General features: G+C 44.5%; 21 protein-coding genes. 20 read left to right on the top strand and 1 reads right to left on the bottom strand.

Annotation, left to right across the window (positions count from 1 at the left end):
* Positions 1 to 115: 115 nt before the first annotated feature.
* The 6 genes from HOP38_RS09735 (at position 116) to cyoE (ending at position 6,153) form a co-directional block, all read left to right on the top strand.
* Positions 116 to 982, top strand: a complete 867-nt coding sequence (locus tag HOP38_RS09735; protein WP_006071838.1) for a LysR family transcriptional regulator — start codon at positions 116 to 118, stop codon at positions 980 to 982.
* A 476-nt stretch (positions 983 to 1,458) separates the two neighbouring features.
* Positions 1,459 to 2,340 (top strand): ubiquinol oxidase subunit II, encoded by an 882-nt coding sequence (gene cyoA / locus HOP38_RS09730; RefSeq protein WP_124939862.1) that lies wholly within the window; start codon positions 1,459 to 1,461, stop codon positions 2,338 to 2,340.
* A 5-nt stretch (positions 2,341 to 2,345) separates the two neighbouring features.
* Positions 2,346 to 4,382, top strand: coding sequence for a cytochrome o ubiquinol oxidase subunit I (gene cyoB, locus HOP38_RS09725; protein ID WP_006071832.1), 2,037 nt, complete (start codon positions 2,346 to 2,348; stop codon positions 4,380 to 4,382).
* Positions 4,372 to 4,971, top strand: coding sequence for a cytochrome o ubiquinol oxidase subunit III (gene cyoC, locus HOP38_RS09720; RefSeq protein WP_006071829.1), 600 nt, complete (start codon positions 4,372 to 4,374; stop codon positions 4,969 to 4,971). The genes cyoB and cyoC overlap by 11 nt, the downstream gene beginning before the upstream one ends.
* On the top strand, positions 4,968 to 5,279 hold the full coding sequence (gene cyoD / locus HOP38_RS09715) for a cytochrome o ubiquinol oxidase subunit IV (RefSeq protein WP_006071828.1): 312 nt from the start codon (positions 4,968 to 4,970) through the stop codon (positions 5,277 to 5,279). Before cyoC ends, cyoD begins: the two co-directional genes overlap by 4 nt.
* 7 nt (positions 5,280 to 5,286) lie before the next feature.
* Positions 5,287 to 6,153, top strand: coding sequence for a heme o synthase (cyoE, locus tag HOP38_RS09710; RefSeq protein ID WP_031495586.1), 867 nt, complete (start codon positions 5,287 to 5,289; stop codon positions 6,151 to 6,153).
* 64 nt (positions 6,154 to 6,217) lie between these two features.
* Here the strand turns inward: cyoE and HOP38_RS09705 are convergent, their stop codons facing one another.
* Positions 6,218 to 6,589: a c-type cytochrome gene (locus tag HOP38_RS09705; RefSeq protein WP_198557956.1), complete on the bottom strand. Its 372-nt coding sequence runs from the start codon at positions 6,587 to 6,589 to the stop codon at positions 6,218 to 6,220.
* Between the two features lie 611 nt (positions 6,590 to 7,200).
* Between HOP38_RS09705 and HOP38_RS09700 the strand changes: the two genes are divergently transcribed.
* The 14 genes from HOP38_RS09700 (at position 7,201) to HOP38_RS09635 (ending at position 22,081) form a co-directional block, all read left to right on the top strand.
* Positions 7,201 to 7,644 carry a PTS sugar transporter subunit IIA gene (locus HOP38_RS09700; RefSeq protein WP_038222468.1) on the top strand — a complete coding sequence of 148 codons (444 nt, stop codon included), beginning with the start codon at positions 7,201 to 7,203 and terminating at the stop codon, positions 7,642 to 7,644.
* Positions 7,645 to 7,657: 13 nt separating this feature from the next.
* Complete coding sequence (locus HOP38_RS09695; RefSeq protein ID WP_086027628.1) at positions 7,658 to 9,061, top strand: PTS mannitol transporter subunit IIBC; 1,404 nt, start codon at positions 7,658 to 7,660, stop codon at positions 9,059 to 9,061.
* A gap of 48 nt (positions 9,062 to 9,109) precedes the next feature.
* The gene (locus tag HOP38_RS09690; RefSeq protein ID WP_006071821.1) at positions 9,110 to 10,381 is read left to right on the top strand and encodes a zinc-binding dehydrogenase; all 1,272 of its coding nucleotides are present in this window, start codon (positions 9,110 to 9,112) and stop codon (positions 10,379 to 10,381) included.
* Between the two features lie 58 nt (positions 10,382 to 10,439).
* The gene (locus HOP38_RS09685; RefSeq protein WP_006071819.1) at positions 10,440 to 10,958 is read left to right on the top strand and encodes an MltR family transcriptional regulator; all 519 of its coding nucleotides are present in this window, start codon (positions 10,440 to 10,442) and stop codon (positions 10,956 to 10,958) included.
* Between the two features lie 9 nt (positions 10,959 to 10,967).
* A complete protein-coding gene (locus tag HOP38_RS09680) occupies positions 10,968 to 11,699 on the top strand; it encodes a nucleoside/nucleotide kinase family protein (RefSeq protein ID WP_198557955.1) in 732 nt (243 codons plus the stop codon).
* 20 nt (positions 11,700 to 11,719) lie between these two features.
* Complete coding sequence (locus HOP38_RS09675) at positions 11,720 to 12,466, top strand: phosphatase (RefSeq protein ID WP_006071815.1); 747 nt, start codon at positions 11,720 to 11,722, stop codon at positions 12,464 to 12,466.
* 15 nt (positions 12,467 to 12,481) lie between these two features.
* On the top strand, positions 12,482 to 14,485 hold the full coding sequence (tkt, locus tag HOP38_RS09670) for a transketolase (RefSeq protein WP_198557954.1): 2,004 nt from the start codon (positions 12,482 to 12,484) through the stop codon (positions 14,483 to 14,485).
* Positions 14,486 to 14,868: 383 nt separating this feature from the next.
* Complete coding sequence (locus tag HOP38_RS09665) at positions 14,869 to 15,162, top strand: hypothetical protein (RefSeq protein WP_006071813.1); 294 nt, start codon at positions 14,869 to 14,871, stop codon at positions 15,160 to 15,162.
* 186 nt (positions 15,163 to 15,348) lie between these two features.
* A complete protein-coding gene (locus HOP38_RS09660; RefSeq protein WP_198557953.1) occupies positions 15,349 to 16,983 on the top strand; it encodes an ABC transporter substrate-binding protein in 1,635 nt (544 codons plus the stop codon).
* Positions 16,984 to 17,070: 87 nt separating this feature from the next.
* A complete protein-coding gene (gene oppB, locus HOP38_RS09655) occupies positions 17,071 to 17,991 on the top strand; it encodes an oligopeptide ABC transporter permease OppB (RefSeq protein ID WP_031495785.1) in 921 nt (306 codons plus the stop codon).
* Positions 17,992 to 18,002: 11 nt separating this feature from the next.
* A complete protein-coding gene (gene oppC, locus HOP38_RS09650; RefSeq protein WP_006071809.1) occupies positions 18,003 to 18,905 on the top strand; it encodes an oligopeptide ABC transporter permease OppC in 903 nt (300 codons plus the stop codon).
* A gap of 19 nt (positions 18,906 to 18,924) precedes the next feature.
* Positions 18,925 to 19,896 carry an ABC transporter ATP-binding protein gene (gene oppD / locus HOP38_RS09645; protein WP_198557952.1) on the top strand — a complete coding sequence of 324 codons (972 nt, stop codon included), beginning with the start codon at positions 18,925 to 18,927 and terminating at the stop codon, positions 19,894 to 19,896.
* Positions 19,897 to 19,901: 5 nt separating this feature from the next.
* Positions 19,902 to 20,888 (top strand): murein tripeptide/oligopeptide ABC transporter ATP binding protein OppF, encoded by a 987-nt coding sequence (oppF, locus tag HOP38_RS09640; protein WP_275664854.1) that lies wholly within the window; start codon positions 19,902 to 19,904, stop codon positions 20,886 to 20,888.
* Positions 20,889 to 21,082: 194 nt separating this feature from the next.
* Positions 21,083 to 22,081, top strand: a complete 999-nt coding sequence (locus HOP38_RS09635) for a succinylglutamate desuccinylase/aspartoacylase family protein (protein ID WP_198557951.1) — start codon at positions 21,083 to 21,085, stop codon at positions 22,079 to 22,081.
* Positions 22,082 to 22,114: the final 33 nt, after the last annotated feature.

The following is a 22,114-nucleotide window of genomic DNA, read 5'->3' as shown; positions in this document are numbered from 1 at the left end:
CTTAACCCTGTAGTGTGAATAAGAAAAATTAATTATAATTATTAAGTTAATAAGGAACTCATATCGGAACTATGATTATTCTATTGACTAACTCACGCATTAAGAGGGAAGAAAAATGTTAGATATTCATTGGTTAAAGACGTTTGTAACGCTGGCTGAATACAAGCATTTCGGTAAAGCGGCCAATGCGTTGCACATGACTCAGCCTAACGTGAGCTTACAGTTAAAACAGTTAGAGCAAACAACAGGCGTGAAGCTGTTAGATCGTAATCCTTTTCATCTCACGCAAGCGGGTGAGCGTTTACTACAAAGCAGTATCAAGACGTTGGAAGAGTTACAGGTGTGTCAATCCGATCTGAATGCACTTAATGAGTTAGACAAGGGAACCATCACCGTAGCAGCAAGCGATATAATTTCACGTATGCTACTTATTGGTGCGTTTAAACTGTTCAGAAATGCTTATCCTGGAATGGATATCGTGCTTTTAAATACCACGTCATCTCAAGCAGCAGATTTAGTTAAAAAGGCCGAGGCCGATGTGGGATTTGTTATTTCCCAACAGCAATCTCAGCCGTTGCACTTTGTAGAGTTACAACAGGTCAAATGGGTGGCGTTTGGTGAAGGGTTTCAACAAGCTATCGCCAATCAAAGCGAAATTACTTTGATTCTACTTGGCCATGACACCCGAACGCGGGATCTAATTGATGACGCGTTACCCAGATTAAATCTTTCGAATTATCGTGTGATGGAAGTAGGGAGCGTCGATGCACAAATTGATTGGGCTGAAGCTGGTTTTGGGGTGGCAATTATCCCTGAGTTTGCGCTGTCAACGAAAAGAAATATCCAGACAGATGTTACGCCGTTATCTGATTTCCCGACAACGAACCTTGGCTACATTGTTCGTCAGAATCAAATCTTGTCTAAAGCGACTAAACAATTACTTCAATGGGTCGGAGATGAGATGATTATTTTACAGAAATAATGGTTTATGTGAATTTTAGTGTAATTTATATGTTAACTTGAAATCCTAAATTCATGAATAAAATCACATTTCCATCGTTATGTTGATAACAATAATGCAACAAATGACGTGTTATTGAACGCATTTGATAACAACGTAAATATACCTTCAAGTACCTTTTTAATTATTTAATATCAATTAGATAGTAATGCTATCTCGCCTCAGTTCTTACTATCACATCCCGTTGTCTAACTTGATTCACGCAAGCTTAGATTTCAAATACGACAGATGTGCTTCACATTTTATCTACGCATAATGCACTTGCTGTAACAATATATTTCAAAGTGTAACAATAAATCCATGTTTGAAGCATGGGTTTTACGCTTCACCTTGATGATTTTGCTTACACACGCTCAACAAAAACATAATTCTAACTAATGGGTTTTGACAACGAGTTCCGACAATGTAGTCAAGCCCGAATATACTCGAGAAAGTTAATGAAAGCCTCAAGATATCAAAGCATCTTGCTTAGGGGAGGTGTGGCGACTGCCATACTTACTCTTTCTGGATGCAGTTCTGCTTTACTTGACCCCAAAGGTGCAATTGGCGTTCAAGAAAAAGAGCTGATCATCACTGCTCTTTTGCTGATGTTGATAGTTGTCATTCCTGTGATTCTGATGACGGTTTATTTTGCTTATCGGTATCGTTCAACTAACACCGAAGAAGAGTACGCTCCAGACTGGGCTCACTCGACCAAAATTGAGGTGGTGGTTTGGACTATCCCGATTATTATTATCGCGATTTTGGCGGTTATCACTTGGCGTTCTACTCACGCTTTAGAGCCATCTAAACCCATCCCACATCCAGAAAAACCTTTAACAATCGAAGTGGTTTCACTCGATTGGAAGTGGCTGTTTATCTACCCAGAACAAGGGATAGCAACGGTTAACTATGTAGCCTTTCCTAAGGATGTTCCGGTCACATTCAAAATCACTTCTGACAACATTATGAATGCGTTCTTTATCCCGAGGCTCGGCTCTCAGATCTACGCGATGCCCGGCATGGTGACGCGACTGAATCTGATTGCGAACCATCAAGGAGATTACAAAGGCTTTGCTTCTAGCTACAGCGGTAAAGGGTTCTCCGAAATGAAGTTCACTGCCGCCGCTTTGGAAAACAAACAGGCCTTTTCTCAATGGGTGGACAAAGTGAAACACAGTCCAAAACAGATCGAAAACTGGCAGCAATATCGAGCGCTGGCAGAACCGAGTGTGGCTGATCCTGTCAGTCTTTATTCGAGTGTCCCTCCCGCGCTGTTTAATGATGTTGTAACTCAGTATCCAGGTTCGATGAACCGTTTACCCGAACACGAAGGATAAACGTTATGTTTGGAAGATTATCGCTCAATTCGATTCCATACCATGAGCCGATTATTGTTGTCACTTTAGTCGTGATTGCGCTTGCTGGATTAGCATTAGTCACGGCCATTACTAAAGCTAAAAAGTGGCAATATCTTTGGAATGAATGGTTTACCACAGTTGACCATAAAAAACTGGGATTCATGTACATCGCTGTGGCAATGGTGATGTTGATTAGGGGCTTCTCTGATGCGGTGATGATGCGCAGCCAACAACTGCTGTCGTCTGCTGGTGAAGCCGGGTACTTGCCACCCCACCACTATGACCAGATTTTTACTGCACACGGCGTGATCATGATATTTTTCGTTGCCATGCCACTTGTGATTGGTCTTATGAATATCGTCGTTCCTTTGCAAATAGGAGCGCGAGATGTCGCCTTTCCTTATCTAAATAATCTCAGTTTTTGGCTGTTTATTGTTGGCGTGATACTCACCAACCTATCGCTTGGTGTTGGTGAATTTGGTCGCACAGGTTGGTTGGCGTACCCACCATTGTCAGGGATTGATGCAAGCCCCGGGGTCGGGGTCGATTATTGGATATGGGCGTTACAAATATCTGGTGTCGGAACAACCTTAACCGGTGTGAACTTCTTTGCCACTATATTGCGCATGCGAACTCCATCTATGCCGTTAATGAAAATGCCGGTATTCACTTGGGCATCTTTGTGCGCCAATATTCTGATTATTATTTCATTCCCCATCTTGGCGGTTACCATTGCACTGTTGACTTTAGACCGTTACTTAGGAATGCATTTCTTCACCAATGACTTTGGCGGCAACATGATGATGTACGTCAACTTGATTTGGGCATGGGGACATCCAGAGGTGTACATCCTAGTACTGCCAATTTTCGGTGTCTTTTCGGAAGTCACAGCGACGTTCTCACGCAAAAAACTGTTTGGCTATACCTCACTAGTTTGGGCGACCATTGCGATCACTATCTTGGCGTTTGTCGTTTGGTTACATCACTTCTTTACCATGGGATCTGGTGCAAACGTCAATGCATTCTTCGGCATTGCGACCATGATTATTTCTATCCCAACAGGGGTGAAGATCTTTAACTGGTTGTTCACTATGTACAAGGGACGAGTGCGCTTTACCACGCCAATGTTATGGACACTAGGTTTCTTGATTACCTTCTCGGTCGGCGGGATGACTGGTGTATTGATGGCGGTACCGGGTGCCGACTTCGTACTACACAACTCGGTCTTCCTAGTGGCGCACTTCCACAATGTGATTATCGGTGGTGTGGTGTTTGGTTGCTTTGCTGCTATCACTTACTGGTTCCCTAAAGCAACAGGTTTCATGATGAATGAGACGTGGGGAAAACGAGCATTCTATCTCTGGATTATTGGCTTCTTGATGGCGTTCTTACCTTTGTATGCGCTGGGCTTTATGGGGATGACGCGACGTCTTAGTCAAGATATCAACCCTGAATACTTCCCATTACTTGCTGTTGCAGCAGCAGGAACTGCCGTAATTGCACTCGGCGTTGTGTGCCAGTTCATTCAAATCTATGTCAGTGTTCGTGATAGAAAAGCGCATCTAGATCTCACTGGAGACCCGTGGGGTGGCCGTACTTTTGAATGGGCAACCTCGTCACCTCCGCCGTTCTATAACTTTGCACATTTACCAAAAGGCGACCAAATTGATGCATTTTGGTATCAGAAAGAAAGCGGTGAGTTTGATCCAATGAAGAAAGTGGAATATCAACGTATTCACATGCCGAAAAATACGCCGACAGGTATCTATATTTCAGCTTGGGCACTAGCCTTTGGCTTTGGAATGATTTGGTACATGTGGTGGTTAGCGGCCATTAGTTTCGTTGGCATTGTCGTAAGTTGTATCAAACATAGTTACAACGATGATGTGGATTATTACGTCGAGGTTGAGGAAATCGAAGCCATCGAAAACGCTAGACGACAGCAGCTTGAACTAGCCAAGCAACACACTCATGCCGACGGAAATAAGAAGGACGATATGGAGGTGAATTATGCAGGGTAGTGTGAGTGCACCAGTTCATGATAGCCACGATCATAGTGATAACAAGCTGTTTGGTTTCTGGATTTACTTGATGAGTGACTGCGTGCTTTTCGCAACGTTGTTCGCTACTTATGCGGTACTTGCCAGTAACCCTATGACGGGGTCATTAGCGAGAGAACTGTTTGAGTTGCCGTTTGTCTTCGTAGAAACCATGTTGCTGCTACTGAGTAGTATCACGTTTGGTTTTGGCATGATTGCGATGAAGCGTCAGGATATTACCAACCTCAAGTTGTGGATGAAAGTAACCTTTCTGCTTGGGCTAGGTTTTATTGGCATGGAAGTGTATGAGTTTCATCACCTGATAGTTGAAGGATATGGACCTCAAACCAATGCTTTCTTGTCAGCATTCTTTACTTTAGTTGGGACTCACGGCCTTCATGTGACATTTGGCTTGATCTGGATGGCGGTGTGTTATCACCAGCTGTCGAAGAAAGGGTTAAACAGCAACATGACGATGCGTTTTAGTTGTTTAAGCCTGTTCTGGCACTTCTTAGATATTGTTTGGATCTGTGTATTTACCATCGTTTATTTACTGGGAGTCATGTCATGAGCAGTAATACAGATATAGCTGCATCAGACTACATCAAAGGGTTTTGTGCGGCTTTGGTACTGACCGTAGTACCGTTCTATTTGGTTTGGGCACAATCTCTGCCAGCGAGTACAACGTATTTTGTTTTATTTGCTTGCGCGATTGTTCAGGTGTTTGTTCACTTCAAATACTTCCTACATATGGAAGCGAAGACCTCTGATGGGCAGTGGAATTTGGTTTCGTTGCTGTTCACCATCGTTGTGGTGTTTATCCTCATCGCCGGGTCGCTGTGGATAATGTACAACATGAATATGAACATGATGATGTAGAGGCAGTATGCTCAAAAATTATCTGACGATTACAAAACCAGGTATTATTTTTGGCAACATGGTCTCAACAGCGGCAGGGTTTTTCCTTGCCGCTAAAAGTGAGCATGTCGATATTACCTTGTTCTTTGCAGCACTCGTTGGTGTGGGGCTAGTCATAGCGTCAGGCTGTGTTGTGAACAATATTTTCGATAGGGATATTGATCAGAAGATGGAGCGAACTAAACATCGCGATTTAGTTCAGGGTTATGTCAATATGGATGTCGCGTTTGTTTACGCGCTATTCCTCTTGCTTGTTGGTACAGCGTTGTTATATCAGATGACCAATCCACTATCTGCGGTTGTTGTGCTCATCGGCTATGTCTTCTACGTGTTCTTTTACACCATGTGGTACAAGCGACATTCAGTGTATGGAACCTTGATCGGAAGTATCTCAGGAGCAGTACCTCCACTTGTCGGTTACTTAGCGGTCACTAATTATTTGAGCGTTGAATCTGTCTTATTGTTTCTGTTGTTCTGTCTTTGGCAAATGCCACACTCTTACGCTATTGCGATTTTTCGAATGGAAGATTATCGTCAAGCGGGTATTCCTGTTTTACCTGTTAAGGAAGGCTTGAATAAAGCGAACCAACATATTCGACACTATGTGTTGGCATTTTGCGCGGTTGCTACCGCACTTTTCTTTGTTGGTGAGGCGAACTACGAATATCTGATTGTAGTAGGAGCGATGAGTGCGTTCTGGGCTCGAGTTACATTCCGCGATATGAATAGCAGCAATTATATTGATTGGTCCAAAGCGGTATTTAAAGTTTCGTTGCTGGTGGTGACAAGTTTCAGCGGAGTGCTAGGACTAGAGCTACTACCCCTTCATTTTTAATTGACAGGTTCACAGCCGTGATTGACGATTCGTGAACCTTTTATCCTTAAACTTTTCAGATTGTTTATTGAATGGACTGCACATACGCCAAGATATCAATAGCATCTTTCTCGGTAAGTAATCCCTTAAAAGCAGGCATACCTTCGTCTATTTTTCCCGCTAACACTTTATTCGCAATTTGGGTGGGTGTTTTGAAAGGTTTGTTGATCTTCTGAGCGATATCGGCTGGTTCATTTGGCAGAGCGTTAGCCGCTACACCATCACCATGCCCCTTAGAACCATGACAGGAGATACACAGCGCCTCGAATTTTTGTTTTCCATTAGCGACGTTGCCGTCAATGGGTGGCTTTGCTGCTGAAACGAAAGTGAAACTGCCAATGAAAAGCGCCATTGCACCTAATAATGTTGCGATGAGTAATTTCAATTTGATCTTCATATTGTGTACTTCCTATGTGTTTTCTCGAATCCTAACGACATAAGAATGAATAGTGGGTGAATATAAAGTTATATTTATATTCATCAGTTAGTTATGTGAATATTCTCAGTGGATAGACTAGCAATCAAAAAGCAGAAGGGTTGAGACGCGGCTTATTACTTCCAAGAATAAAGAAATCAGCAAACACAATCGTGGAAGAATAAAGTGAAGTGTAAAGTTACCTGAAACTTAGCAACAAATTATTGTTGCTTTTATTAATTTGGTGAAAAGTGTGCTACTAGTGACTGGAATAGGCTTTAAAGTGCTTATAAGTAATGATCTCTATATCACATAAAATCGATCGTCAATATTAATAATGTGATTAAGTTCAATATTTATGTTATTTAAGAAATGTCCAAAAGTGATGCGTGTATCAACTTTGTTCTATTGACTTGTAATTAAAATAAAATATTTACCAAAAATTTCAATTGCAATATGTTAACTTGATCATTACTTGCCTATTGACAGGTGATTTTTTGTGATTTGTGTCGCAATTGGTGCGGAATTGCATGTCCTCAGGAAAAGAACTCATAATGAACTCAACGAAACGACATTCATTATGGGACAAGACAATGCTGTATGACTTAATCGACCATGACCTAGTAGACGTTGTAGAACATGATAACACATCATGGGAACAGGCTGTAAGAACGACAACACAATACCTCGAAGAGAAGGGCTATGTGACGTCGAATTACGCTGATGCCATTATTCAGTCTACCATCGACAATGGTCCTTACTACGTTTTGTGCCCGGGCATCGCGATGCCGCATGCTCGCCCTGAGGCCGGTGTATTAAAAACCGGTTTAGGCATTCACATCTTCCCTGAACCAGTAGACTTTGGTTCAGATCTTGGCCCCGCTAACGTACTGCTAACCTTAGCTGCCAAGGATTCAGATACTCACATTCAAGTAATCCAATCTTTAAGTGAAATGCTTGTCGACGAGACAAATATAGAGAAGCTCGCAGCAGCAAAATCGAAAACAGAAGTATTGGATATTATAAAAACCTGCTAATAAGGAATGTAACGTGACTACAAATATGAGAGCGAAAGTGCAATCATTTGGCGGACATCTTACCGCCATGGTATTGCCCAATATAGGCGCATTTATTGCGTGGGGTTTTATCACTGCGCTATTTATCCCAACAGGCTGGATGCCTAACGAAGCGTTTGGCAGCATTGTTGGCCCAATGATCACTTACTTGTTACCGCTGTTAATCGGTTACACCGGTGGTCAACTTGTTGGTGACAAGCGTGGTGCAGTAGCGGGTGCTATCGCTACGATGGGTGTCATCGTAGGTGCTGACATTCCAATGTTTGTTGGTGCAATGATTATGGGCCCACTTAGTGCATGGGTTGTGGTGCAAATGGATAAGCGAATCCAACACCGTATCCCGTCTGGCTTTGAGATGGTCGTGAACAACTTCTCACTGGGTATCGTAGGTATGCTTTTGTGCCTATTTGCTTATGAGATTGTTGGTCCTGCTGTGACTGCTGCAAACTTGTTCGTTAAATCAGGCATTGAAGCTTTGGTAGCAACAGGTTTCTTACCTCTACTTGCGATTATCAATGAGCCAGCAAAAGTATTGTTCCTAAACAATGCAATCGACCAAGGCATTTATTACCCTCTAGGTCTTCAAGCTGCGGCTGAAACTGGTAAATCCATCTTCTTTATGGTGGCGTCTAACCCAGGCCCTGGTCTAGGTATGCTACTTGCGTATGCAAAATTTGGTGAAGGTTTGTCGAAGCGTTCAGCGCCAAGTGCCATCATCATCCACTTCTTCGGAGGTATCCACGAGCTTTACTTCCCATATGTTTTGATGAAGCCAATCATGATCGTAGCAATGATTGCTGGTGCAGCGACAGGTATCGCAACCTTCAATCTACTTGATGCAGGTCTAGTAGCGGGTCCAAGTCCAGGTTCTATCTTCTCTTACTTGGCGCTAACGCCGAAAGGAAGCTTCCTAGCTACTATCGCTGGTGTGACAACAGCAACAATTGTTTCTTTCTTGGTAGCGAGTGCCATTCTGAAAATGTCCAAGAGCACAGAGTCTGAAGAAGACTTCGAGCAATCAGTCACCAATATGAAGGACATGAAAGCGGAAGGTGCTATCAACACAGCGGCTGCAACTCAAGCTACGGCTGAAGGCAAAAACATCAAGTTCGTTGCATTTGCTTGTGATGCTGGTATGGGCTCAAGTGCTATGGGAGCGTCTACCTTCAAGAGAAAACTGACACAAGCGGGCTACGATGTCGAAGTGAAGAACTTCGCTATCGAAAAAGTACCTAGCGACGCAGATATAGTTGTGACTCATGAGAGCCTAGAAAGTCGAGCAGTGAAAGCAACAGGGTTGCCTGTAATTACTATCAAGAACTTTATTAATGACCCAGCACTAGATGAGCTGCTGGTGACTATCGAACAACAAGCTTAATAACTATTATTTCGGGGGCGTCTCGGCGCCCCTATGAGGAGAGAGAACATGGTTGAAACTACGGCAGCTGTCATCTGCGGAGAAAAGAACATTCAACTTCGCACTTTTGACCTACCAGCTATTTCGGCGGATGAACTACTGGTCAAAAACATTTCTAACAGCGTTTGTTTATCAACGTACAAAGCAGCGCTTCTAGGTAGTAAACATAAGCGTGTACCAGAAGATATTGCAGAAACACCAGTTATCACGGGTCACGAGTATGCCGGTATTATTGTTGAAGTTGGTGACAACCTAAAAGACAAGTTCAAGCCAGGTGACTCTTTTGTACTCCAACCAGCAATGGGCTTACCATCTGGTTATTCTGCCGGCTACAGCTACGAGACATTTGGTGGTAACGCTACTTATTCAATTATCCCAAAAATCGCTATCGACCTTGGCTGCGTGCTTCCTTATGAAGGGAACTACTTTGCTGACGCTTCGCTAGCAGAACCAATGTCGTGCATTATTGGCGCCTATCATGCGAGCTACCATACAACTCCTTACGTGTATGAACATGATATGGGTATCAAAGAGGGCGGGTCACTCGCGCTTCTCGCTTGTGCTGGTCCAATGGGTATCGGTGCTATCGACTACGCGATCAATGGTCCAGTAAAACCTAAACTACTGGTTGTTACTGACATTGATGCGGAACGTCTCGCACGCGCTGAGAGCTTAATTCCAGTAAGCACAGCGGCGGAGAATGGTGTTGAGCTTCACTATGTGAATACGGCGAATGTGGAAGATCCAGTTGAGTACCTTAAATCACTGAACGGCGGATTAGGTTACGATGACGTTATGGTCTACGCTGCTGTATCACAAGTATTAGAGCAAGCGGATGAGTTGCTGGGTAACGACGGCTGTTTAAACTTCTTTGCTGGTCCTACAGATAAGAAATTCAAAGTACCGTTTAACTTCTATAATGTGCACTACGAAGCGACTCACATTGTCGGGACGTCAGGTGGCTCTACCGGAGACATGATTGAGTCTCTAGACCTCTCTGCAAAAGGGAAGATCAATCCATCGTTCATGATTACCCATGTAGGCGGCCTACAAGCAGCACCAGATACGATTCTGAACCAGCTCGATATTCCGGGTGGTAAGAAGCTGATTTACCCTCATATCGACCTGCCTTTAACAGCAATCGACCAGTTTAAGACTCTAGAAGACAGTGACCCATTCTTTGGGGAATTGGACGCGATTTTGCAGCAAAACAACTATGTTTGGAATGCAGAAGCAGAAAAAGCGTTACTGGAGTTTTATGACGTGAGTTTGACGGTTTAGTCGAAGCTTATTTATGTGGTAGCCTCACGGTTACCACATAATCAAAAGGTTAGAAACTTTGTCACGAATTGAAGATTTATTGGAGAAATTGGATGAGTGCGATAACGCCACCGCTTTTCTTCAAGTTTCAAACAAAATTATAAACCTCAAGTTAAAAGCCATACTTCCATCGGTATTCGTCCAAGACGAACTAGTGAAGGAGTATGCTGTGGACCCGTTGCTGAAAGAAGATGGGCCTCTCGTGACCACCGATGTGGTGTCAAAGTTAGTATTCGCAATGGGTAAGATTTCGCTAGAAACCTATTCGGATATCGGCCTTTACGACCAAGTGCTGGAGTACGCCTTGTCTAGGCCAGAAAAAGTGTCGTTTAGCGATGACATGATTTATGACTTTATCGAGAACCAAGCCATTTTATCTTCGCAACAAGATAGCTTTTATATTGAATCTCTAAAACAACTTAAGTTCTCTTCATTTGAGACGTTTTCACAGATGAGATACGAATCTCTCATCATCACAGTTCTTAAACTGTCTTGTGAAATGCTTATTCAAAAAATAGAAGAGGAGATCCATCAGTAAGGTGTCACTATGAAAGTGAATTTAAACGTTAGCGGCTTTGAAACCCAAGCTGAATTTCCCAATAGCGACGTTGAACAAATCCATAAACCCCTAGTCGAAAAATTCTCCAAACTCTACAAAGAAAAACAAGACCGAGTCATTATCTTTCTTGCTGCGCCTCCAGGCAGTGGAAAATCCACACTTGCAGCATTTTGGGAACATCTGTCAGAGCAAGACGAAGCCCTAGAAACCTTGCAAGTATTACCGTTTGATGGCTTTCACTTTCCAAATGAAATCTTAGACAGCAATAGCACGACTCGAAATGGTAAAGAAGTATTACTTCGCTCAATAAAGGGCGCTTATGAAACCTTCAATCTGACTGAACTGGTCAGAAAACTAAGACAGTTAAAAAACCCGGCGCCTAAATGGCCTTATTACGACCGAAATCTTCACGATCCCGTGGACGATGCATTGATTGTCGATAAGAACATTGTAGTTATCGAAGGAAACTATTTATTGCTAGATCAACCGGTTTGGAATGGGTTAAAGAATTTTGCTGATTTCACGGTGTTCATCGATACCGACCCTCAGTTCTTACAAGATCGTTTGGTGAACCGTAAGATTCGCGGTGGTACATCCGAGGAAGATGCCTTGGACTTCTACTACAAGTCAGATGCTATCAACGTCGATAACGTACTGAACAACTCTCAAAAAGCAGACTTGAACCTATATCTAAACCAAGATGGTTCCTTCAAGATTTAAGCGATAGAGGACGAGAGGTCATGAAAATAGTCATTGATACCCATACTCATACTATCGCTAGCGGCCATGCTTACAGTACGGTCTTAGAGAATGCGTTAGCAGCAAAAAATAAGGGGCTGGAGCTTCTTTGTATTACGGATCATGCTCCTGAAATGCCAGGTGCCCCCCATTACTGGTATTTTAACAATCAAAGGATTCTGCCCCGATTTCTCCATGATGTCGGCATCTTGCGTGGTGTCGAAGCCAACATTCTAAATACAAAGGGGGAAATTGATCTTCCTAACTCCAGTGACCAACATTTGGACTGGGTTATTGCCAGCTTTCATGAACCCGTGTTTTCACCGTCCACGGAAGAAGCGCACACAGAAGCGCTGATCAACGCTATGCAAAGTGGCCGAATTGATGTGTTAGGGCATACAGGGAACCCTAACTACCCGTTTGATATGCGCAAAGTTTTACAGTGCGCGAAAGACTTAAACATTGTTGTCGAAGTAAACAACACCTCACTAACTGGTAAAAGCCGTAAGGGCAGTGACAAGCGTTGTGACGAAATTGTCCGTCTAGGAAATGAAATAGGTGTGTATTTCACCACGGGTTCAGACGCGCACTTTTGTGAGGAAATTTCAAAACTCGACAAAGCCATAGACCTGCTCACTAAACACCAAGTACCGGAAGAGAGAATTGTATCGACATCGTCGAGCCGCTTTCTAAATTTCCTGCGTCTACGCGGCAAAGCAACAATCCAAGAATTTGAACATTTATATTAATTTTCGAGAGTTAAAATGACTGAAACAAACAACAGAAAAAAACTCGCCAATGCAATCCGCGCGCTAAGCATGGATGGTGTTCAACAAGCTAACTCAGGTCACCCAGGTGCACCAATGGGTATGGCTGATATCGCTGAAGTTCTTTGGCGTTCTCACCTAAATCACAACCCGTCAAACCCAGAGTGGGCTGACCGCGACCGTTTCGTACTGTCAAACGGCCACGGCTCAATGCTGATTTACTCTCTGCTTCACCTAAGCGGCTACGAGCTATCAATTGACGATTTGAAAAACTTCCGTCAACTGCACTCAAAAACACCAGGTCACCCAGAGTACGGCTATGCACCAGGTATCGAGACGACGACTGGTCCTCTAGGTCAAGGCATTACCAACGCGGTTGGTATGGCGATTGCTGAGAAATCTCTTGCAGCACAATTCAACAAAGAAGGCCACGACATCGTTGACCACTTCACTTATGTCTTCATGGGTGACGGCTGTCTGATGGAAGGTATCTCTCACGAAGCATGTTCTCTAGCAGGTACGCTAGGTCTAGGTAAGCTGATTGCTTTCTGGGATGACAACGGTATTTCTATCGATGGTGAAGTCGAAGGTTGGTTCTCTGACGATACACCTAAGCGCTTCGAAGCATACGGCTGGCACGTAATTCCTGCAGTAGACGGTCACGATGCTGACGCGATCAATGCAGCGATTGAAGCGGCAAAAGCGGATCCACGTCCAACACTTATCTGTACTAAAACCATCATCGGTTTTGGTTCACCAAACAAAGCGGGCTCTCACGACTGTCACGGTGCACCACTAGGTCACGACGAAATTGCAGCAGCACGTGAATTCCTGGGTTGGGAACACGGTCCATTCGAAATCCCTGCTGACATCAAAGCAGAGTGGGATGCAAACGAAGCGGGTAGCGCAAAAGAAGCAGCTTGGAACGAGAAGCTAGCGGCTTATGAAGCGGCTTACCCAGAACTAGCAGCTGAGTTTAAGCGTCGTGTGAACGGTGAGCTTCCAGCTCAGTGGGAACAAGAAGCAAGCAAGATCATTGCTGATCTTCAAGCTAACCCAGCAAACATTGCATCTCGTAAAGCGTCTCAAAATGCTCTAGAAGCGTTCGGTAAGATGCTTCCAGAATTCATGGGCGGCTCTGCTGACCTAGCACCATCAAACCTCACCATGTGGTCTGGCTCTCAGTCGCTAACGGCTGACGATGCGTCTGGTAACTACATCCACTACGGTGTACGTGAATTCGGTATGACCGCGATCATCAATGGTATCGCTCTGCATGGTGGTTTCGTCCCTTACGGTGCAACCTTCCTAATGTTCATGGAATACGCTCGTAACGCAATGCGCATGGCTGCACTGATGAAAGTGCAAAACATCCAAGTTTACACTCACGATTCTATCGGTCTGGGTGAAGATGGCCCGACACACCAACCGGTTGAGCAAATCGCATCACTACGCGTAACGCCGAACATGAGTACATGGCGCCCATGTGACCAAGTAGAGTCTGCGGTGGCTTGGAAATACGCAATTGAACGTAAAGACGGCCCAACATCGCTTATCTTCTCTCGTCAAAACCTAACACAGCAATATCGTGACGCTGAGCAGCTAGCAAACGTTGCTAAGGGTGGTTACATCCTGAAAGATTGCGAAGGCACGCCTGAGCTAATCTTTATTGCGACAGGCTCTGAAGTTGAGCTAGCAACAAACGCTTACGCTGAACTGACGGCTGAAGGTAAGAAAGTACGTGTAGTGTCTCTTCCTTCTACTGACGTATTTGATGCGCAAGATGAAGCATACCGTGAAGCGGTTCTTCCTGCGGCAGTGACTAAGCGTATTGCTGTTGAAGCAGGTATTGCGGATTACTGGTTCAAGTATGTTGGCTTCGGTGGCAAGATTATCGGCATGACAACATTCGGTGAATCTGCGCCAGCGGGTGAGCTGTTTAAGATGTTTGGCTTCACAACTGAAAACGTTGTAGCGACTGCGAAATCGCTACTGGCGTAAGTGCTTTTGTACGGTATAAGAAGTGAGATGTTTCTCTTATGCCGTACAACCTGCCTCAAGAATCGACAGTCATCCCTCTCATTAACACTCTTATGAATGTGATTTTTTGAGCCACATTTACCTTCATAGTGTTAATATTATTTAACTGCTCGTGTATGCCTAGAATGATCAGTTTCTAAATAATATTATCTTTCGATGGAAATATCTTATCCCTTGCCTAATTAAAAGCAATATATCAGAAAATAACAGCGAATAATTTACCCACGATTCACATTAATCTTTTGAGAAAGTATGTTATCTAGACATTACTCATTATAAATGGACAATAACGGATATTTTGTTGTGTGTAATAAGTCGTAGAGCACTGCAGGAAATTAGAAATAATGTTCGAAACAACACGAATAAGATTGATGCTTCATATGGCAGATGTCTACATTAACGGCCCTTTGAGGCATAAAGGTGCTAAAAATATCCATAAACAACTCACCCGAAGCCAAGAGCAAGCTCTAGACTGCTTGTTCAAGCGATGGTCTCCAAGTCCTCTTCATGTATGGAACTTAGTCGATCCACACCATACATTTGACCCTGAAGAAATCAAAGTTATTGAGCAAGTAGTCACTATTATCGGCGCTGATTCATTCCAAGCAGATATAGATAAAGTAAAACAATTTCTATGATAATAGAATGATTTATAGGTGCTGTTTGACATTAATATAATGTGATAAAAACGTTACCTATCTATCAAATTTCCTTAATGTGAATAAGAATTATCTTTTTGTGTTACATCTTTGCGTAAAAAATACTTTTGAATCAAACGGAGTTAATTCTCCAGTTTAATCACAATAAAAAGATGCAGGCACAACATGTTAACTATTAATAAAACGAAAATAGCACTACTAATTAGTACGGGCATACTTAGCTCTACTATTGTTCAGTCATCCTATGCAGCTAACGTTCCAGCCGGAACTAAACTAGCAAAAAAACAAGAATTTGTACGAGGTAACGGTACCGAAGTGGCAACCATTGACCCTCAAAAGTCAGAAGGCGTTCCAGAGTCAAACGTCATTCGTGATTTGTTGGAAGGTCTGGTGACACAGGATGCCAATGGTGAAACCATTCCGGGTGTGGCCGAATCTTGGGATACTCCTGACAATAAGACCTTCACTTTCCACCTCCGTCACAATGCTAAATGGTCCAATGGCGATCCTGTGACCGCGGGAGATTTCGTCTACAGTTTTCGCCGAGCAGTGGATCCGAAAAATGCGTCACCTTACGCTTGGTATCTTTCCTCAACCAAGATGAAAAACGCGCAAGATATTATTGAAGGTAAGAAAGATATATCTGAATTAGGTGTTGAGGCCGTTGACGACTACACACTTAAAGTCACATTGGATACCGAAGTACCTTATTTCGTTAAGATGTTGGCTCACACCACTATGATGCCTGTACATAAGGCGACAATTGAAAAATGGGGCGAGAAGTGGACCAAACCGGAGCACTTTGTTGGTAATGGCGCATACCTTCCGGAAAAGTGGGTGGTGAATGAGCGATTAGAGCTGAAGCGAAATCCTAATTACTGGGATAATGAACACACAGTGATCAACAAAGTCACTTTCTTGCCTATTGAGGATCAAGTCGCTGAAATGAACCGTTTCCTGTCGGGTGAAATTCAGATGACTAACGAAGTGCCAAACGAGCATTTCCATCGCCTTCAAAAAGAGTATCCGCAGGATGTCGCCATCAAGGGCAACTTATGCAGCTATTACTATCAGTTCAACGCAATGAAAGCACCGTTTAACGATGTAAGAGTCCGCAAAGCACTGTCTTATGCTATTGACCGTGACATTATCACTAAAGCCATTTTAGGGCAGGGACAGAAACCCGCTTACTTCCTAACGCCAGAAATCACCGCGGGATTTTCGCCACAATTGCCGGAATACGGCAAGCTAACGCAAAAACAAAGAGATGAGAAAGCGCGGGCGTTGCTGGCAGAGGCTGGTTACGATAGAGACCACCCGCTAGATTTCAGCCTGCTGTATAACACGTCGGGAAATCACAAGAAAATTGCGGTAGCTATTTCGTCGATGTGGAAGAAAAAACTCGGGGTTAATGTTCACCTGGAGAACCAAGAATGGAAGTCTTACCTAGCGAGTAGGGACCAAGGCAACTTTGACGTCACGCGTGCTGCGTGGTGTGGAGACTACAACGAAGCATCGACCTTCTTAACTTTGATGATGAGCGATAACGTCAATGGTGGTGTTCATTATAAGAGTCCAGCTTATGATGCCATTATCGACAAAGCCCTCAACTCAAAATCCGAGTCTGAGCGCACTCAGCTCTACTATGACGCAGAGGCACAACTGTCGAAAGACATGCCTTTAGCTCCAATCTATCAATACGTGACGACACGTCTCGTTTCACCTCAACTTGGCGGTTATCCCGAAGGGAACGCGGAAGACAAGATCTACGCAAAAGACCTATACATCAAAGCTAAGTAATCATTGTTAAAAAGTCAGCAAGGACTCTGTATGTGATCGTACATGCAGTGTCCTTCTGTTATTCATAATTTCAAACTGGACACGTTTATGATTAAGTTCATCATGAAGCGGATATTGGAAGCAATACCAACCTTATTGGTGTTGATCACCGTATCTTTTTTTCTGATGCGTTTTGCACCGGGTAACCCTTTTTCAAGTGAACGCCCACTTCCCCCTGAAGTCATGGCAAATATTGAAGCTAAATATGGCCTAGACAAGCCAGTATTTGAGCAGTACACGACCTACCTATCTAATGTCCTCCATGGAGATTTTGGTCCCTCATTCAAGTATCAAGATTACACGGTTAACGAATTGATCGCTGTGGCACTGCCGGTATCGGCGAAAGTGGGGTTAGTCGCGTTTATCTTTACCCTCATTATGGGAGTCACAGTCGGTACGATTGCCGCCTTAAAGCAAAATACCTGGGTCGATTACACCATTATGTCGACCGCGATGTTAGGTGTCGTGATGCCATCCTTCGTGTTAGCTCCGGCACTGATTTACTTGTTCTCACTACACTGGCACCTGTTTCCAGCAGGGGGGTGGCACGACGGTGGTCTGAAGTACATTGTACTACCCGTCATCGGGATGTCGCTTTTGTATGTGGCAACCTTCGCTCGTATCACTAGAGGCAGCATGATAGAAACGCTCAACAGTAATTTCATTCGTACAGCGCGAGCCAAAGGGCTGAGTTATTCCTACATCGTTCTTAAGCATGCGTTAAAGCCTGCGTTACTGCCTGTAGTGTCGTATATGGGGCCTGCTTTCGTCGGCATTATTACTGGCTCCGTTGTTATCGAAACTATTTTTGGCTTACCGGGTATCGGCAAGCTGTTTGTTAATGCGGCTTTTAACCGAGACTATTCGTTAGTGATGGGGGTGACCATTTTGATTGGTTTCCTCTTCATTCTATTCAACGCCATCGTGGATATTTTGCTTGCGATGATCGACCCGAAAATTCGTTACTGAGGAAGTGAGTGATGCTAACGAAAAAAGAAAACTTGGAAGCTGTCGAGAAGTTTTCAGAAAGTTTAGAAATTGAAGGTCGAAGCTTGTGGCAAGACGCGCGAATTCGTTTTATGCGCAACAAAGCTGCGATGGTGAGTTTGTTGATTCTGTTTGTAATGACCATGGCAGTGATTTTCCTTCCTATGGTTGCAAGTTACACCTTTGATGATACGGATTGGTATGCCATGCACGCTGCACCAAGTGCAGAGCACTGGTTTGGGACGGATAGCTTAGGACGAGATCTCTATGTGCGAACGCTAATCGGTGGACGTATTTCATTGATGGTTGGTGTGCTCGGTGCTCTGGTTGCTGTGCTTATTGGGACCTTGTATGGGGCGACCTCTGGATTTATCGGAGGCAGAGTGGACCGCGTGATGATGCGTGTGCTTGAAATTCTCTATGCAGTGCCATTTATGTTTCTGGTGATCGTGTTAGTAACCTTCTTTGGTCGCAACATCGTGCTGATTTTTGTCGCTATCGGCGCAATTGCCTGGTTGGACATGGCCCGAATAGTACGTGGTCAAACGTTAAGTCTTCGTAGTAAAGAGTTTATCGAGGCAGCTCATGTCAGTGGTGTGAGCAACTGGCGAATCATTACACGCCATATTGTGCCGAATGTATTGGGTATTGTTGCGGTTTATTCGACACTACTTATTCCGAGCATGATTTTAACCGAGTCGTTCCTATCGTTCCTTGGATTAGGCGTGCAAGAGCCAATGACAAGTTGGGGCGCGCTGCTGCAGGAAGGGTCTCAGACAATGGAAGTGGCTATTTGGCAACTGGCTTTCCCTGCTATTTTCATGGTGGTCACACTATTTTGCTTTAACTACGTTGGCGATGGTCTTCGTGACGCACTGGATCCGAAAGACAGATAGTCGTGACTAAGGAAAAATAATGAGTTTATTAGATGTAAAAGATCTGCGAGTTGAGTTTAAGACGCAGGATGGCTTAGTGACGGCAGTGAATGACCTCAACTTCGCGTTAAACCAAGGCGAAACGTTGGGGATCGTCGGCGAGTCTGGTTCCGGTAAGTCACAAACCGTTTTCTCGATTATGGGTTTACTGGCAAAAAATGGCATTGTCTCTGGTAGTGCTAAATTTGAAGGTCGTGAAATTCTTAATCTGTCTGAAAAAGAACTGAATAAAGTTCGTGCAGAACAGATTGCAATGATCTTCCAAGACCCAATGACTTCTCTCAATCCATACATGAAGGTCAGTGACCAATTGATGGAAGTCCTGATGCTGCACAAAGGGATGGGTAAAACGGAGGCGCTTGAAGAATCTGTGCGCATGCTAGAGGCGGTGAAGATTCCTGAAGCCCGTAAGCGTATCTCGATGTACCCTCATGAATTTTCAGGAGGTATGCGCCAACGCGTGATGATCGCCATGGCTCTGTTGTGTCGCCCTAAGCTGTTGATCGCCGATGAGCCCACCACTGCGTTGGACGTAACAGTTCAAGCACAGATCATGGACCTATTGAATGAGCTGAAAACTGAGTTCAATACGGCGATCATTATGATTACCCATGATTTGGGTGTAGTCGCTGGTTCCTGCGACAAGGTATTGGTTATGTATGCAGGCCGTACCATGGAGTATGGAACTGTGGATGATATTTTCTATAACCCAAGTCATCCTTATGCAGAGGGCCTGCTCAAGGCTATTCCTCGATTGGACACGGAAGGGGAGATACTCCCTACTATTCCCGGCAATCCACCTAACTTGCTTCGCTTACCACCGGGCTGTCCTTATCAAGAACGTTGCCATCGTGCTGTTCCACAGTGCAGCGTTACGGCGCCAGCGTTAGAGAACTTTGCCGATAATCGCCAGCGAGCCTGCTTCTCTGATTGGGAGACTTGGACCAAATGAATGCTATGAAAGATAACAAAAACCTGCTGTTAGATGTAAAACAGCTCAAAGTACACTTCAGCATTGCTTCGAAATCCGCATGGCCTTGGAGTAAGGCTTCTCAGTTGAAAGCGGTCGATGGAGTCAATGTCCGTCTTTATGAAGGAGAAACGCTCGGAGTAGTAGGTGAGTCAGGTTGCGGTAAATCCACATTCGCACGAGCGATAATTGGTTTAGTTGAAGCTACAGATGGTGAGGTGGTCTGGCTTGGGAATGACCTTACTAAAATGCACTCTGTGCAGCGCAGGGAAACGCGCAAGGAAATCCAGATGATTTTCCAAGATCCGTTGGCGTCTCTCAATCCTCGCATGACAGTAGGAGATATCATTGCTGAGCCCCTAGAGACATTTTATCCTGAGCTTGGCAAACAAGAAGTGAAGCAACGCGTTAAAGAAATGATGGCGAAAGTCGGTTTATTACCTAATGTGATTAATCGCTACCCCCATGAGTTTTCGGGTGGCCAGTGTCAGCGTATCGGTATTGCCCGAGCACTGATTCTGCGTCCCAAGATGATCATCTGCGATGAGCCAGTATCAGCATTGGATGTATCGATTCAAGCACAGGTAGTGAATTTATTGAAAGCACTACAAAAGGAACTAGGACTGAGTTTGGTCTTTATTGCTCACGATCTGTCGGTAGTCAAACACATATCAGACCGAGTGTTGGTGATGTATTTAGGAAACGCGGTAGAGTTGGGAGAGTCAGAGGCGTTGTTTGCTGAGCCAAAGCACCCTTATACTCGAGCTTTGATGTCAGCGGTACCAATACCAGATCCTCACATTGAGCGCTCGAAAACCATCGAGATGTTGGAAGGGGATTTGCCTTCTCCAATCAATCCACCTTCAGGTTGTGTGTTCCGTACTCGCTGCCCACTAGCCAATGAAACCTGCGCCAAGGAAAAGCCGATACTAACTGGTGACGAAGCGCACTCGGTATCTTGCCTGTTAGCATAATAAAACGGCGGCAGTGACTCTGCCGCCTTTATGCAACGTTTTTATCGCCTCCTTCCGTAACTTAAACTCAGTCTTATCAACCAGTTCTGCCACCATGGTTCCAATAGTGAGGGGGGATGTAACTCGGTGATTCAGCACTGTACTGGTGTTATATCAATGTTATGATGACGCTTTGTGCCAGCGCCGGAGTTACTATGTCTAAACCACTCAACCAATGTATTGTGCCTATGTATCCAACGATACAAGCTCTGGATGTGGAAGGTTTAGAGCCGGGTGAGCATAAATTTTGGTTTGCGGTCGCCACCGACGCCATAGGTCATCCCCAGACGTTGCCCGTTCGTGTGTTCAAGGGCTTTCGCCCTGGAAAACGAATTATGATTACCGCTGGTATCCATGGTGATGAGCAAAACGGGATCCTAACGGCTCAGCAGTTGGCTAGAGAGCTGATTGGTAAAACGAATGCCGGTACGGTCACCATTGTGCCGACAGTGAACCTGTCTGGGATCGCACGCCATAGTCGTGATTACCACTCCGCTGCTCCAGATAGTTCCACCTCGAATTTGAATCGTGTTTTTCCCGGCAGCCCAGACGGCGATGATGCGAATCGTTTTGCGCACAGCCTTTGGACCAACCTTCTTCAGCCCAACGCCGATCTGGCCATTGATCTGCATTCCCAAACTTCGGGCGCGGCGTATCCACTGTATGTGTTTGCCGATTATCGACTTGATGACGCCATTCGAATGGCGCGTCTGCTGAACCCCGATGTGATTTTAAACGACCCAGGAGACCCTGGCATTCTTGAAACTGTGTATAACCGAGCAGACATTCCCTCAATTACGATTGAAGTTGGAGTCGGGCGCTATTCTGACCTAGACATGGTGCAACGTGCGGTAGATGGGGTGCTGAATATTCTGCGATCGTATCAGTTAATTGATGGTGAAGTGGTGCCGCAAACTCTACCTTGTACAGAGGGCGAGCAAATTGTCAGTATTCGAGCGAATCAAGGTGGGTTTGTGATCTGCCATGTTGAGTTGCTCGATAAGATATCCGAGGGTCAAAAAATAGCGACGCAATACAACAGTTTTGGTGATGTTATCGAAGAGTACTTGTCACCTTCAGACGGCGTGGTGATCAGTCACAATGTAGAGTCTGTACGAGCACCGGGTTCACTGCTTGTTCGGTTAATTAAATAACCGTACGTTTCGAGCGTTCTACGATACGATAGT

This window comes from Vibrio mediterranei (assembly GCF_013364395.1).
Classification (GTDB): domain Bacteria; phylum Pseudomonadota; class Gammaproteobacteria; order Enterobacterales; family Vibrionaceae; genus Vibrio; species Vibrio mediterranei.
The sequence above is the reverse complement of the archived record's forward strand: the minus strand, read 5'-3'. Positions and strand labels throughout refer to the sequence as shown.